Annotated in this window: 14 protein-coding genes; 6 read left to right on the top strand and 8 right to left on the bottom strand. The window is 74.7% G+C overall.

The genetic code is table 11. The annotated features are described in order from the left end of the window. Positions 1 to 8: 8 nt before the first annotated feature. Positions 9 to 1,670: a class I adenylate-forming enzyme family protein gene (locus ACZ7LT_RS08725; RefSeq protein WP_471235269.1), complete on the bottom strand. Its 1,662-nt coding sequence runs from the start codon at positions 1,668 to 1,670 to the stop codon at positions 9 to 11. After that, positions 1,667 to 3,466: a CoA transferase gene (locus ACZ7LT_RS08720; RefSeq protein ID WP_471235268.1), complete on the bottom strand. Its 1,800-nt coding sequence runs from the start codon at positions 3,464 to 3,466 to the stop codon at positions 1,667 to 1,669. Before ACZ7LT_RS08720 ends, ACZ7LT_RS08725 begins: the two co-directional genes overlap by 4 nt. Before the next feature lie 119 nt (positions 3,467 to 3,585). Between ACZ7LT_RS08720 and ACZ7LT_RS08715 the strand changes: the two genes are divergently transcribed. Then, positions 3,586 to 4,764 carry an acyl-CoA dehydrogenase family protein gene (locus ACZ7LT_RS08715; protein ID WP_471235267.1) on the top strand — a complete coding sequence of 393 codons (1,179 nt, stop codon included), beginning with the start codon at positions 3,586 to 3,588 and terminating at the stop codon, positions 4,762 to 4,764. A gap of 3 nt (positions 4,765 to 4,767) precedes the next feature. Here ACZ7LT_RS08715 and ACZ7LT_RS08710 read toward each other — a convergent pair whose 3' ends face one another. Both ACZ7LT_RS08710 and ACZ7LT_RS08705 read right to left on the bottom strand, forming a co-directional pair. Next, positions 4,768 to 6,060 (bottom strand): sugar ABC transporter permease, encoded by a 1,293-nt coding sequence (locus ACZ7LT_RS08710; protein ID WP_471235266.1) that lies wholly within the window; start codon positions 6,058 to 6,060, stop codon positions 4,768 to 4,770. Then, positions 6,057 to 7,280 (bottom strand): MFS transporter, encoded by a 1,224-nt coding sequence (locus ACZ7LT_RS08705; protein WP_471235265.1) that lies wholly within the window; start codon positions 7,278 to 7,280, stop codon positions 6,057 to 6,059. The genes ACZ7LT_RS08710 and ACZ7LT_RS08705 overlap by 4 nt, the downstream gene beginning before the upstream one ends. A gap of 168 nt (positions 7,281 to 7,448) precedes the next feature. On the opposite strand from ACZ7LT_RS08705, the gene ACZ7LT_RS08700 reads away from it, so the two are divergent. After that, a complete protein-coding gene (locus tag ACZ7LT_RS08700; RefSeq protein ID WP_471235264.1) occupies positions 7,449 to 8,255 on the top strand; it encodes a hypothetical protein in 807 nt (268 codons plus the stop codon). Positions 8,256 to 8,418: 163 nt separating this feature from the next. Then, on the top strand, positions 8,419 to 9,084 hold the full coding sequence (locus ACZ7LT_RS08695) for a sigma-70 family RNA polymerase sigma factor (protein WP_471235263.1): 666 nt from the start codon (positions 8,419 to 8,421) through the stop codon (positions 9,082 to 9,084). Positions 9,085 to 9,122: 38 nt separating this feature from the next. Here ACZ7LT_RS08695 and ACZ7LT_RS08690 read toward each other — a convergent pair whose 3' ends face one another. The 3 genes from ACZ7LT_RS08690 to ACZ7LT_RS08680 all read right to left on the bottom strand — a co-directional run bounded on the left by ACZ7LT_RS08690 (position 9,123) and on the right by ACZ7LT_RS08680 (position 11,880). Beyond that, a complete protein-coding gene (locus ACZ7LT_RS08690) occupies positions 9,123 to 9,515 on the bottom strand; it encodes a nuclear transport factor 2 family protein (protein ID WP_471235262.1) in 393 nt (130 codons plus the stop codon). Positions 9,516 to 9,659: 144 nt separating this feature from the next. Beyond that, positions 9,660 to 10,880 (bottom strand): aromatic amino acid transaminase, encoded by a 1,221-nt coding sequence (locus ACZ7LT_RS08685; RefSeq protein WP_471235261.1) that lies wholly within the window; start codon positions 10,878 to 10,880, stop codon positions 9,660 to 9,662. After that, positions 10,873 to 11,880 (bottom strand): EamA family transporter, encoded by a 1,008-nt coding sequence (locus ACZ7LT_RS08680; protein WP_471235260.1) that lies wholly within the window; start codon positions 11,878 to 11,880, stop codon positions 10,873 to 10,875. Before ACZ7LT_RS08680 ends, ACZ7LT_RS08685 begins: the two co-directional genes overlap by 8 nt. Positions 11,881 to 12,052: 172 nt before the next feature. On the opposite strand from ACZ7LT_RS08680, the gene ACZ7LT_RS08675 reads away from it, so the two are divergent. The 3 genes from ACZ7LT_RS08675 to ACZ7LT_RS08665 all read left to right on the top strand — a co-directional run bounded on the left by ACZ7LT_RS08675 (position 12,053) and on the right by ACZ7LT_RS08665 (position 13,196). After that, positions 12,053 to 12,532 carry an Lrp/AsnC family transcriptional regulator gene (locus ACZ7LT_RS08675; RefSeq protein ID WP_471235259.1) on the top strand — a complete coding sequence of 160 codons (480 nt, stop codon included), beginning with the start codon at positions 12,053 to 12,055 and terminating at the stop codon, positions 12,530 to 12,532. Between the two features lie 137 nt (positions 12,533 to 12,669). Beyond that, positions 12,670 to 12,915, top strand: a complete 246-nt coding sequence (locus tag ACZ7LT_RS08670; protein WP_471235258.1) for a DUF6296 family protein — start codon at positions 12,670 to 12,672, stop codon at positions 12,913 to 12,915. 32 nt (positions 12,916 to 12,947) lie between these two features. Then, the gene (locus tag ACZ7LT_RS08665) at positions 12,948 to 13,196 is read left to right on the top strand and encodes a hypothetical protein (protein WP_471235257.1); all 249 of its coding nucleotides are present in this window, start codon (positions 12,948 to 12,950) and stop codon (positions 13,194 to 13,196) included. A gap of 11 nt (positions 13,197 to 13,207) precedes the next feature. Here ACZ7LT_RS08665 and ACZ7LT_RS08660 read toward each other — a convergent pair whose 3' ends face one another. Next, positions 13,208 to 13,804, bottom strand: coding sequence for an LURP-one-related family protein (locus ACZ7LT_RS08660; protein ID WP_471235256.1), 597 nt, complete (start codon positions 13,802 to 13,804; stop codon positions 13,208 to 13,210). Positions 13,805 to 13,888: the final 84 nt, after the last annotated feature.

Raw genomic sequence — 13,888 nt, 5'->3', positions numbered from 1 at the left:
CTTGCCGTTCAGGCCGCCACGGGCCCCGCCGCGCACCGCTCCCGCAGCGCCGCCCGGTCCGGCTTGCCCGCCGGGGTCAGCGGCAACGCGTCCAAGAGCAGCAGCACTTCGGGGTGCTTGCGCCGCTCAAGGCCCCGCGCGTCGAGATGCGCGCCCAGCTGGTCGAGCGTGAGGCCGCGGCCGTCCCGGGACACCACGCACGCCGCCAGCCGTTCCCCCATCAGCGGATCGGGAACGCCCACACAGACCACGTCCCGCACCAGCGGATGCGTGGCGAGCTCGACCTCCACCTCGGCCGGGCTGATGTTGGCGCCGCCGCGGATCACCACGTCCTTGAGCCGGCCCACCACCCGCAGGCCGCCGTCCGGCCCGAGCAGACCGAGGTCGCCGGTACGGACCCAGCCGTCGGCGGTGCGGTAGCGGGCGTCGAGATCCGGAGCGCCGACATAGCAGAGCGGTGTCATCGGCCCGCGCGCGACGATCTCCCCGACCGTCCCCGCGGGCACCTCCGTCATCGGAGCGTGGCGCGGCGCGTCGGGCGAGGCGATCCGGATGTCCGCGACCCGCGGGTCAGGACGCCCCGCCCACACCCCCGGCCCCTCCGGTTCGCCAGCCGAACCCTCCAGTCCTGTATGGCAGTTCACGCCGTCGGCGGAGCCGTACAGATTGACCACCGGGCAGCCGAAGACCCGCCGCGCCTCGGCCGCCGTCGCCGCGTCGAGCACCGCGCCCCCCAGGACCAGCGCCGTCGGCGACGGCAGCGCGCGGGGCTGTTCGGCCAGCCGGTCCAGCATCATGCGGATCATCGTCGGCACACCCAGCACATGCGTCGGCTCGTGCGCGACGATCGCGTCGAGGGCGGCGTCCGCGGTGAACCGCTCCAGCAGGACCAGCGTGCCGCCGTGCCGGGCGAGAGCGACGGCGGTGCCGTTGCTGCCGAACGCGGACGCGAGCGGCACCAGGAACAGGCATCGCGGCGGACGGCTGTCCGGCAGCAGCGAGGCGAGGAAGTTGCCCCGGCCACCCGCGAGCGCGTTGTGCGAGTACGCCACCATCTTCGGCTCCGCCTCCGAGCCGGAGGAGACCAGGATGCGTACGGCCGCGTCGGGGTCGGGCCGGCCCGGCCGGAACTCACCGGCGTCCGTGCGCAGCAGCCCCGTCAGCGGGACGCAGTCGTCCGGGGCGTCGCCCGGCCCGACCGCGATCACCGTACGCAGGAAAGGCAGTTCACCACGGAGCGCGAGCAGATCCTCGGCCGGCCGGCAGCCCCTGTGCTCGGCCGGGGCGAGCACGGCGACCGCCTCCGAACGGGCCAGCAGCGAGGCCGCCTCCCGTGTGCCGCGCCCGACGGGGAACGGCAGCGCGACCGCGCCGATCGCGGCCAGCGCCAGATCCGCCATCACGGCGTGCCGGCCGGCCGGGAGCTGCACGCCGACCACGTCACCGGGGCGGATGCCGAGCCCGGTGAGCCCGGCGGCGAGAGACCGCACCTTACGGTCGAGCGCGGTGTAGCAGAGCTTCCCCTTGGCGTCGACGACGGCCGTCCGGTGAGGGTCGGCGACCTGGTGGGCACGGTAGAGGCTGTACAGGTCGAGGTCCGGGCAGGTCCCGTCGACCGTCCAGGAACGGCGCAGCCGGGCGGGCAGCAGATCGTGCAGCGCGAGCGTCACAGAAAGCTCCAGGGGTCGGGGACGGCAGACGCCCCATGGGCGTCCCGGGTGATCGACCGCGCTCCGGTGAAGCGCGGATCGTGGTGCAGGGCCGTGAGATCCGTGGTGACGGCGGTCGCGGCCAGACCGTGGGTGCGCAGCAGCGCCAGGGCGTCGGTGCCGGACAGGTCCCGCAGGTCGTACGCGGCGGCCGCGGCCGCGCAGGAATCGGTAGGCGCGATCCAGCCCTCCGCGGTGCGCAGCGGCCGCCGGAACCCGGCCCGGCGGCGCGGCGGAAGACCCTGGGCGGCCCGCCGCAGCGCCGGGGCGGTCAGGGCGTCGGCCGCGCCGAGCAGCGAGGAGTCCACCCGCACGCCCCGCCCGGTCCGCTCCCGCAGCAGCAGCCCGGCGAGGACCGCCTCGGCGCCGAGCAGCCCGCCCAGGACATCGAGAAGGGTCATCAGCGACGGCGCCGGCGGCTCGTCGGCGGGCCGGGCGGCCTCCCCGACGCCGGTGCGCGCCTGCACCATGAAGTCGGTGCCCATGGGCGCGTCCGGCACCCGGCCCGCCCAGCCGCTCGTGTACGCGTAGACGAGCGCCGGGTTCGCGGCCGCCAGGTCCTCGTGGTCCAGGCCGAGTGCGGCCGCCTTGCCCGGCGCCCAGTTGTGCAGGAACACATCGGCGGTGGCGGCCAGTTCCACCAGGCGGCGTCGGTCCCCGGCCGACTTGATGTCGATCTCGACGGCCTTCTTGCCCCGGTTGAGGGCCAGCCAGCGTGCCGAGACGCCGGAACAGGCGGGCGGCATGCCGCGCAGCGGGTCGCCGCCCGGCGGCTCGATCCGGATCACCTCGGCGCCGAGCAGCCCCAGCAGATGCGCGGCGAGCGGGGCCTGGACGCGGCGGCCCGCCTCCAGCACGGTCAGCCCGGCCAGCGGCCCTCCCGCCGTTTCCCTCCGCTTGGAGAGGGCGCCATCCGGCGCCGTGCCGTATGGGGTCAGCGCCCACGGCGGCGCCTCGCCGATGCCCCGGTCCGTGAGGGGGCGCAGCGCGCACACCTCGGCCCCGGAGGCTCCGGCCGCGGCCCGGACCTCCTCCCAGGAGGACGCGCGGGCGGTGGTGTGCAGCGCCTCGGGCAGCGGCGCGCAGGCGGTCGCGTAGCGGAACTGGAACGGGCGCCAGCCGGCCCGTACCGCCGCTTCGGGCGCGCCCAGCGCGCGCCAGAAGACCGCCCAGGCCCCCGGGTCCAGGGTCTCCAGCTCGAACAGGGTGCCGTCGGCGGCGGTGAACGGCGGCCCGCCCGGGGCCAGTTCGGCCGCCTCACCCTCGTCCGCCCCCGCCGCCGCCAGATACTGGGACACGGCAAGCAGCCCGGCCCGGTCCACGCCCGTCGTCACCCGCGCGGCCCGCCCGCCGCGTGCCTGCCCCACGAGCGCCGCGAGCAGGCCCTGCACGGTCAGGACCCCCGCCGCGGTGGCGGCGTAGTCGACGGCGAGCCCCCGCGGGTCGTCGTCGCGGCGCCCGTGCACGGCCATGACGCCCGTGGCGGCCTGCACGGTCGCCTCGTCGACGAGCTCGGACCCCCGCCCGCCGGACCAGACGGTACGGGCCGTGACCGGCTCGAACCCTCCGCCGCCCAGGGCGAGTTCCCCGCCCGCGGCTCCGTCGGGACCGGTCGCTCCCAGCAGCCGCAGATGCTCCCCGACCAGGCCGCCCCAGGGCCCGGCCGGCGGCCCCGCGGCCTCCAGCCCCAGACCGTCGAGCGGCCGGGCCCCTGCCGAGGTGACGGGCACCGTCCCTGTGCTGACTGGCACTGCCATGCCTCTCCCTTCCTTCGTCTTCCGGAATGCCGGGAACCCGGGGGCGGTCGCACCCGACCAGTTCCACGGACCAGACAGTCGGACAGCCGTTCCCACGGGTTCCCGAAAGGCGGAGGAAAGTGACCGAGAGCGGGCCGCAGGACCTGTACGGAGATCCCCAATGTGCCGGTGACGTACGGGAGTTGCGGGACCGGGTCGCCGCCTTCGTCCGGGACCACGTCATGCCGAGCGAACCCCTCCTGGACGCGGGCGGCCCGGCCGCCGCCGACACCCTGCGCGCCCTCAACCACCGGGCCAGGGACGAGGGCCTGTGGGCGCTGCCGCTCCCCGCCGACCTGGGCGGACAGGGCCTGCCCCTGCGGGCGTACGCCCATGTCGCCGAGGCCGAAGGCGCCAGCGACCACGGCCCCGCCGCACTCGGCTCGGCGCCGCTCCTCGACGCGCTGATGCTGCGCCGCCACGCCGCCCCCCGGGTGCGGGAGCGGTATCTGAAGAAGCTCGTCGCCGGGGAGATCCGGACGAGCTACGCCATGACCGAACCCGACACCCCCGGCACTGATCCCTTCCTCACCGCCACCCAGGCCGTCGCCGAGGGCGGCGGCTGGCGCGTGGAGGGCCGCAAGTGGTTCACGACCGGAGCCGCCGACGCCGACCTGGTCACCGTCCTGGCCCGCACGGACGGCGCCGCGCCCGACCGCGAGGGCCTCTCCCTGCTGCTGGTCCCCACCGGATCACCCGGCTTCCGGGTGGTGCGCGAACTGCCCGTCCTCGGCGCGGGCGGCCAGTGGGAGATCGAACTCTCCGGTGTACGGGTCGACGCCGACCATCTCGTCGGCGCCCGGGGAGCTGCGCTCGCCGTCGCCGGGGAACGCCTCCAGCTCGGCCGCACCCTGCGCTGTCTGCGCTGGCTGGGCCAGGCGCGGCGGGCCTTCGAGCTGATGCGGGACAGGGCCCGCACCCGCACCCGCTCCCGCGGCCCCCTCGGCGAACTCCAACTCGTCCAACAGCACCTCTTCGAGGCGCTCCTCGCCCTGCGCACGACCCGCCCGCTCGTCCACGAGGCCGTGGCCCGGCTCGACGCGGGCCGGGACGCGGCCGTGGAGGTGGGCCTCGCCAAGGTCGCCGCCGCCCGGATGCTCCAGCAGGTCGCCGACGCCGCGATCCAGGTGCACGGCGCGGTCGGCCTGGGCCCCGACACGCCGCTGCCCGCCCTCTTTCGCACCGGACGCATGGCCCGCATCCTCGACGGGCCGGACGAGCTCCACATCAGCGCGGTGGCGCGGCGGCTGCTGCGCTGACCCTCAGACGGCGTGGGCGTCCAGCAGCCCGGTCACGACCGCGAGACCGACGGCGAGGAAGAACGTCCCCCAGACCAGCTCATGGCGTACGGCGGTGCCCGCGTCGAGGTCGTAACAGCCGTCCAGGAGCCGCCCGGTGGCCGCGAGATGCCGGTGAACCAGCTCCTCCAGGACGGCCAGGCCCCGCTCGCGCCGCCCCAGCTTGAGCAGCGCGACCGCCGTGACCGCGGCGGCGGAGGTGTCGAGGGGCCCGTCCGGCCGGGACGCGTCGGCGAGCGGGACGAGCCGGTCGGGGATCAACGCATCTGGGAGGCGGGGGTGCTGGGCGGCACGGTCCGCCAGGGGGACGAGCCGGTCGGGGATCAACGCATCTGGGAGGCGGGGGTGCTGGGCGGCACGGTCCGCCAGGGGGACGAGCCGGTCGGGGACCATCGCGTCCGGTACGTGGGCGCGTTCGGTGGGGTGGTCCGCGAGCGGGACCAGCCGGTCGGGGACCATCGCGTCCGGTACGCCGGGTCCTTCGGTCGCATGGTCCGCCACTGAGACCAGCCGGTCCGGGGTCAACGCGTCCGACAGGCGGGGCTGTTGGGCGGCACGGCCCGCCAGGGGGACCAGCCGCTCGGGAATCAACGCGTCCGGTACGCCCGGTAGTTGGGCGGTGCGGTCCGCGAGGGCCAGCAGCAGCCAGGCCCGGCCCCGGCTCCAGCCGGGCGGCGGTGTCTCGCACGCGACCCACCCGCCTGGCCCGTGCTCCCACGCCCAACGCTCCCCGCAGAGCTCCAGATGCGTCCGCAGATGACTCGCGGCGGCCCGCTCGTCCACGGTGGCGAGCAGCGGCACCATGCCCGGCACCCCGTCCACCCGCGCGAGCAGCCGGGGCCCGCCGAAGGCACCGCCCCAGGGCACCAGACCCAGGCGCGGGTCGTACGCCGCGAGGCAGGCACGCGCGGCCCGCTCCCGCAGCGCCGCCGACCGCTCGTCGTCGGCGAGCGCGGTGCCGTACCAGTGGATGAGCCCCCGGGTCGCGGTGTCCGTTTCCACCCAGCCGCCGAGCCGGGCCGTGCAGTCGCCCGCCGCCGCCCGGTGCGCCGCCTCGCCGCTGTGCCGCGCCCGCAGCCACAACAGCCCGGCCCAGAACCCCCCGGTCCACGACCCCCGGGCCGACGTCGTCCACGCCCCGCTCTCCGGATCGGCGAACAGCGGGAAGCGGGGGCCGACTTCGCGGTAGGTGGCGGCCACCCGGGCGAGTACGTCGTCGAGGGCCTCGGCGGCCCAGCGCGGTGCGCCGCCGCTCATGCGGGCGCCTGCCCCTCGGACGCCGCGCCCCGCGTCCGACCCGCCCGGTCCCGTACGGCCCAGGCCACCGCCACCGCGCACGCCCCGGCGAACTCTGCGGCCACCAGCAGCCAGCCGGTGCCGTAGCGGCCCGCCTCGGCGAGCAGGCCGAAGAGCGGGGGGCCGACCGCGAAACCGGCGAAGAAGGCGGCCGAGACCAGCGCGGAGTCCTGGCCCGCCCGGCCCGGGGCGGACCGTTGCATCACCAGCACCATCGACACGGCGTTGCCCGCGACCGCGAACACCCCCACGGCGACCGCCGCGAGCCACGCCAGCACGGGCAGTCGCGTGGCCGCGGCCAGGAGCAGCGCCGCACCGACCGCGCCGGCCGCCAGCACCCCCGGCAGCCACACCGCCCGCGCGGGGTCCCCGGCCAGCCGCGACCAGCCCACACGGCCCGCGATCCCGGCCACCCCGAGCACGGCGACCAGCGCGGCGGCGGCCGTCGGGCCGAGGCCGAGACGCTGGGTGCCGTACAGCGCGACATAGGTGTTGACGGAGGCGATGCCCCCGCCGAGCAGCAGCGAGAAGGCCGCGAGCCAGGCGATCGTGCCCCGCGGCAGCCAGGACGACGGCGTCGCCTTCGGCGGCGGATCGGCGGGCAGCAGGCGCGCCGCCCAGATCGCGGCGACGACCGCCGCCCCGGCCGCCGCCCACACCGCACCGCGCCAGCCCGCGACCCCGGCCAGCGCGGCGAGCGGCAGCCCGGCCGCGAACGCGCCGAGCTGGACGCCGGACTGCTTGAGGCCGGTGACCGGGCCCCGCCGCGCGGGCTCCACGGCGGCCAGGATCGCCTTGTTGGTCGCCGGGTTGGCCAGCGCCTGCGGCAGCCCGCCCAGCGCCACCGCCACCAACAGCACCCCGGCGCCGGGCGCCGCGCCGATCGCCGCCAGGGCGAGGGCGGACAGCAGCAACAGGGCGACCAGGCACCGGCGCGGACCGAACCGGTCCACCACCCGGCCCCCGGCCGGGGACAGTACGGCCGCGGCACCGAACCCGACCGTCGTGGTCAGCCCGAGCACGCCGGCCGAGACCACGGACTCGTCGACCAGGCGGGGCCCCAACGCGCCCAGCAGGAACAGCTGGAGCATCGAGAAGGCCATGGCGCAGGTCAGCAGCGCCGTGATGCCCCTCTCGCCCGCCCGCGTCCGCGTCGTCGTCCCCTGACCCACCGCCACCATCCCGTCTCCGTACGGACTTCGCCTCACGCAGGAGTCGGACCGGGGAGCGGTGCGGTTCCCGCACCTCCCCTGTGACATGAACCACACCGCCGCACGCTGAACGGACCTGCGAAACATGCCCGTACTGCCCTTCGAAGCGACGGGCGCGGATGCAAGGATGTGGCCGCCATGACTGCTGGGTGGATGTGCCGTGCGATACGGGCCGCGGTGTTCGCGGCCGTCTGCGTGCTGCTCGCCGCCCTCGGCCACATCCTGATGTCCGGTACGGCCGTGCCCGGTTGGGCGCTGGCCTGCGGAGCCACGGCCGCCGGCGCCGTCGCCTGGGCCGTGGGCGGGCGCGAGCGCGGACGGTCCGCCGTCGCCGCCGTCGCGGTGGGCGCGCAGGCCGCGCTGCACACCGGCTTCTCGTTCGCGCAGGCGTCGGCGCGGGCCGCCACGGCGGACGGCACGTCCTTCGCCCGCCAATGGGCGCGACATCTGCTCTGCGGGGACGCGGCCGCCCCGCCGGAGGCTGAGGCCACCCGTCTCGTCACGGCGGCCGGACTCGGGGACCACCCCCACGAGCCGCCGCCCGGCATGGACCGCATGTCGCTGAGCGAACACGCCGCGCACGCCCTGCACATGGGAGCGGACACCACCGCGGCACCGGCAGCGGCCGCCCAGGACATGGGCCTCACCCACGACATGGGCCTTCTCGGCGGCATGTCCTCGACCGGAATGCTCGCCGCCCACCTACTGGCGGCGCTGGTGTGCGGACTGTGGCTCGGCCACGGCGAGCGCGCCGCCTTCCGGATCCTGCGGGCCGTCGCCTGCCGGCTCGTGGCCCCGCTGCGGCTGCTGCTCCTGGCGCCCGCGCCGCCGCACCTTCCGCGCATCCGCGCTCCCCGGCGCCGCGCCGCCCGCGCCCCGAGGCTTCTGCTGCTCGCCCTCGCCCTCACCTTCCGGGGTCCGCCCCAGGGGACCGCTGTCGTCTGACAGCCGGTTTCCCGACGCGCCCTTCGGCGCTCGGGCATCGGCCGCGTGAACCCACCGCGGCCGTACCCCACACACGGGACCCCGCATTCCTGAATCCCGCGGATGCCTGAGTCGCGCGGATTCCTGAATTCCGGTTCCTGACTTCCGAGAAGGACACCAGGCGATGACTCCTGCCCCGACCTCTGCCCCGACCCGCACGACCGTGGTCCGCGCGGCCGCGTCCGCCGCCCCCGCGCCGACCGGGCCGCGATGTACGGCCGCGTCCGACGAACCGGCCACCCGCTGGGCCCTCGCCGCACGGGACGGCGACCCGGTCGCGGTCGAACGGTTCGTGCACGCTCTGCACCTCGACGTACGCCGCTATGTGAGCTACCTCAGCGGGGACCCGCAGGCCGCCGAGGACCTGACCCAGGAGACCTTCCTCAGAGCACTCGGCAGCCTGCACCGCTTCGAGGGCCGTTCCTCCGCGCGCACCTGGCTGCTGTCCATAGCCCGCCGCACGGTCGTGGACAGCCTCCGGCACGCCGCGTGCCGACCCCGCCTCTCCGACACCGACGACTGGCTGAGCGCCGCCGAACGCGTGCAGCCGCGCAGCCTGCCGGGATTCGACGACGGCATCGCCCTGGCCGAACTCCTGGACGCGCTGCCCGAGGAGCGGCGGGAGGCCTTCGTCCTCACCCAGCTCCTCGGCCTGCCCTACGCGGAGGCGGCTCAGGTCAGCTCCTGCCCGATCGGGACGGTCCGCTCCCGGGTGGCCAGGGCCCGTACCTCCCTGATCGGCCTCCTCCACGCCGCCGAACGCCAGGCCCCGGTCCCGGCGTCCGCCTGACCGGCACCCCCGCCCTGCCGTCCCGGCAGGGCGGGTCCCTACGACCAGAACCCGTCGTACAGAGCCTGGTCGGCCCAGAAGACCCACGCCTCGACGATCCTGCCGCCGTCGATGTGGAAGACGATGGCGTAGTCCATGTCGAGCCGCTTGCCCTCGCGCTCCGCCGTGGCATGGAGCAGGGCGACCGTGTGGGCATCGTTGGCGAGAACGTCGTGGAGCTCGGGGCGGTACGTGCCGCCGGACATCTCGAAGTCACGACGGAACAGCTCGAACGCGGCCTCGCGGCCGCGGAAGTCTCCCGACAGCGGTCCATGACCCGAGTTGTGCCAGACGACGTCGGGGTGGAAGACCTCCGCCAGCGCTTCCATGTCGCCTGCCGCGAAGGCCGCCAGGGCCCGCCGGAACACAGCGGCGTTCGGGTGATCGGTCATCGCTTCCTCCCTTTACCGGCCGTCAACGTAGTCCCGGGCCGGTCGGCGGCCTGGCGGGCGCACTGGCCGGCCCGGCGATGCCACCTGATCGGATGCGACGCCCGGCGGACGGTGGCCGGCCCCCCGGGCCGGCCACCGGACCGGTCACGGCGAGGTGGCGAGAGCCCCCGGCGCCATGGCGTGCGCGTCCAGGACCGCTCCGACCGACTGCGCCAGGTAGGGGATCTGGTGCGCCGAGACGCCCGCGATGTTGATCCGGCCCGTGGTGGTGCCGTACACCCCGAACTGCCTGCGCAGCCGGAGCATCTGATCAGACGTCAGCGGGAGGATGGAGAACATCCCCTTCTGCCGCGCGAGCGCACGTGCCTCGGCGGCGTGTCCCAGGGCGGCCAGCCGGGCGGTGAGATCGGCGCGGTTGGCGCCGATCCGGCCCCGCATGGCGTCGAGCTCGGTCTCCCACAGGGCGCGCAGCCGGTCGTCCCCCAGGACGGCCGTGACGATGGCGGCGCCGTGCTCCGGCGGCATCGAGTACAGCGTCCGGGCGGCGTTCTGCAGAGCCGTCTCGGCGTGGCGCAGCGCGCGCGGCGACGGGCCGAGGACGATGGCGCAGCCGGTCCGGTCGCTGTAGAGGCCGAAGTTCTTCGAGCAGCTGACCGCGATCAGCATCTCCGGGACGCGCTCGGCCAGCATGCGGGTGGGCGCAAGATCCGCCGCCAGGCCGTCCCCCAGGCCGTGGTAGGCGAGGTCGACGAACGGCACCCAGCCGTCCCGTACGGCCAGTTCGGCCAGCGCCTGCCAGGTCTCCGGCTCCGGGTCGACGCCGGTGGGGTTGTGGCAGCAGCCCTGAAGCAGGACGACGTCGTCACGGCGCGCCTGGGACAGGTCCGCCAGCAGGCCCGCCGTGTCGGGCAGGCCCTCGGCGTCGGCCCAGCGGTACGTCCGTACCGTCAGTCCCGCGGCCTCCAGGATGGGCCGGTGGTTCACATAGGCGGGATCGCTGATCCAGACCGTGGTGCCCGGGCGGGTACGGCAGATCAGGTCGGCCAGCAGGCGCAGCGCGCCGGTGCCCGCGACCGTCTGGACCGCCGCGGCACGTCCGGCCGCGGCGCCGGTGCCGAGGACCGTCGTCACCATGGCGTGGTTGAAGGCGAGGTTGCCCGAGAGGCCGCGGTACTCCTTGGAGTCGGAGCGCTCGGCGAGCCGTATCTCGGCCTCACGGACGGCCGCCATCACGGGCGTGGTGCCCGCCTCGTCGCGGTACACGCCGAGGACGAGGTTCAGGCGTTCGGGGCGCGGGTCGGACCGGAACTCCTCGGTCAGCTCCCACAGGGGGTCGGCGGGCGGCGGCAGCAGCAGCTCAAGCATCGGCGGGCACCTTGGGGTGGAGACGGGGAAGGGGATTCTGTGCGTCGGGTGTGACGGGTACGTCAGGTGCGACGGGCGGGGTGGCCGGTGGGCGTCGATTCGCCAGCAGGACACCGGCCGTGATGAGGGGGACGCCGATCAGCACGGTCAGGGTGGGGGACTCACCGAGCAGGGGAACGGCGAGCAGGACGACCAGGACGGGGCTGAGGCTGCCGACCACGGAGCTGCGCTCCGCACCGAGGCGGCGGATGGCGAAGGCGTACAGCAGCCCCGCGCACAGGCCGACGCCGAGCCCCTGCACGACCAGGAAGAGCGCGATGTCGCCGCCCTCCGCACGGGCGAGGCCGGTCGGCAGCACCCCGGTCAGGACGAGTAGCCCGATGACGGCGAACGACGGCAGGCACAGCAGCCCGATCGACCCGACCGGGTCGAGGTCGACCTCCCGCAGACCCACTGTGTACAGCGCCCACAGCCCACTCGCGATCAGCAGGACGGCGGAGCCGGTCAGGACGTCGCCGTTGAGCGGCACGACATGGCGCCAGACCAGCACGACCACGCCGACGGCGATCAGGGCGAGTCCGGCGGCCTGACTGCCCCGGGGCAGCCCGCGCCCCTTGGCGACCATCAGGGCGGAGACGAACAGCGGGACCATGCCGGGAACGATCGACCCGACGAACGCCGCCGAGGTCAGGGAGCCGCCGTACATCGCGGCAAGGAAGAACGGCACCCCCGCCCCACAGACGATCTTGAGCGCGGCGGCCGGGCGCACCCGCGCGATCCGGCGGCGCCGCCGCCACAGCGCGGGCGCCAGGACCACGAGCGGCACCCCGAACCTCAGCAGGGCGGCGTCGGCGGGCAGCAGCGTCGAGGTGCTCAGCGCCCGGGCGCTGAGGGCGAAGGCCGCCCAGATGCTCACCGTCAGCCCGAGGGCGATCATGCCCCAGGCCTGCGGCGAGACCCCGGTCCGCCCCGTGGCGGCCGTCGTCTCCGTGCTGGTCAACGCGGTGCCTCCCCCGACCTGCCGATGTGTTTTGGTCACCTGGCAACGCTAGGGCTTCGCTCGGGGCAGCCGATTGCTACTTCTGCCTCCTGGACATACGTTTGGGGCAGGATCTGCCAAGCGGTGGCCGAGAAGTGCCGTCGAAGCCATCGGAAGGGGCCGGGGAGGCGCCATGGACGCTGTCGATCTCCAGATCATCCGCGAGCTCCAGGCCGACGGGCGGCTGTCCAACCAGGACCTCGCCGACCGTGTCCGCCTCTCCCCTTCCCCCTGCCTGCGCCGCGTGCGCCGCCTGGAGGAGGCGGGCCTGATCCGCGGCTACACCGCGATGGTGGACCAGGTCGCCTACGGTCTCCCGATCACCGTCTTCGTCCGGATCCGGCTGGAACGGCACACGGCCGAGGCGGTCGCCCTCTTCGAGGAGGCCGTCGGCCACATCGAGCACATCCAGGACTGCTATCTGATGGCCGGCAGCAGCGACTATCTGCTCCGCGTCGTCATCGAGAGCCTGGAGGCGTACGAGGCGCTGGTCCGCACCCGCATCCACGCCATCCCCGGCATCACCTCGATCGAATCGAGCTTCGCCTTCGGCAGCGTCAAACAGTCCCGCACCTACCCGGCCCCCGCCGCCCCCACCCGCCGCCCCGCCTGAGCCGGCTCGTCCACTGACCGGTATTGCTCCGCTCGGCTCCGCGCGGGCGGCCCCGCGGCCCGATAATGGGGGCGAGGAGTCATTCGCCCAGTGGTGGACGAACCCGCCGGAAGGCATCGGGTGGCGAGGAGGCCGGGATGGGACGGGACAGCAGGTACGAACTGGTATTCGCCGGCCCCGACCAGGCGGTACCGGGCGGCGAGGACGTGGTTCTCGTGCACCGCACCGACCGGACCGGCCCCGGAGGCCACCCGATCTACGCCGACGACACGGGGATCGTGCAGGCGGAGATCGGCGACCACGGTGAGGTGCGCATGATCGCCAGCGGCGGCCACCAGGAGCCCGCCTCACGGGTGAAGGTCCGTCCCGTGGCCGGAGGGTGACGGAGCGCCCGAACGGCTGCGATCATGATCCTATGAGTCTTGTGTTGCGTCGCGTCTGTGCGACGGTCGTCCTGCTTGTCGGTATAGCGCTGGGTTTCTGGGTCGTCTTCGGCGCACCCCATGACTGGTCGGGCGGCATGCGGCTGTTCCGGATGGGTCTGGGCCTCAGCTCCGTTCTCCTGATCACCGCGAGCTCGTGGCTGATGTTCCCGAGCTCGTCCAAGGACGGCGACCGCGCGGACGGCGACCAGACCCCCGCGCCCGGCCCCCTGGACGTCTAGGGGTTGCCCTCCTAGCGGGACTGCAGTGCGTCGAGGGCCACCGCCTGCGCGATCGCGAGGCGGTGGTCGAGGTCCTGGGCCGGTATGTCCAGGATGTAGCGGTCCCGCAGACCCAGGCGCTTGTCCACCGACATGATGGGCCGGCCCGCCTCCGTGAAGTCGAAGTGGTACGGCCACGCGAACGGCACGAAGTCGAGGAACGGGACGAACGACCACACCCGGCGGACGACGGCCACCACCTGATTGCGCTCCCGGCCCGTGGACTCCTCCGCGGTGCCGGACTGGCTCAGATGCCAAGTGCTGCGCAGCAGGGAGGCGGCGAAGTCCTTCCGGAACCGGCCGATCGGCTGCCCGGCCGCGTCCTCCACGTCATAGGTCGCCCCCAGGTCCACGACCTGCCGCGCCTTGAACGTGAACAGCACCTGCCGCGCCGACTCGTCGGTGTAGAAGGTGACCTTCTCCTTGAGCGCGAGCCGCTTCTGACGGGCGAAGGCCACGATCTCCCCTTCGCCGCCGTCGGGAGCGGCCGCCCGCACCTCGTACCGATTGGCCATCGGCGTCAGCTGCTGCTCGATGAAGAACCGCCGTTCCGTCCGCGTCCCGCTCATGCCCGTACCCCCGCTGTCGATCCGTGTTGTCGACCTTCACCATGCCGGTCGCGGACCCCGCCGGGCAGTCACCGAAAGTCGCGA

This window comes from Streptomyces sp. NPDC039465 (genome assembly GCF_055639315.1).
Note: the sequence above shows the minus strand (reverse complement) of the source record. Positions and strands in the feature narration are given on the sequence as shown.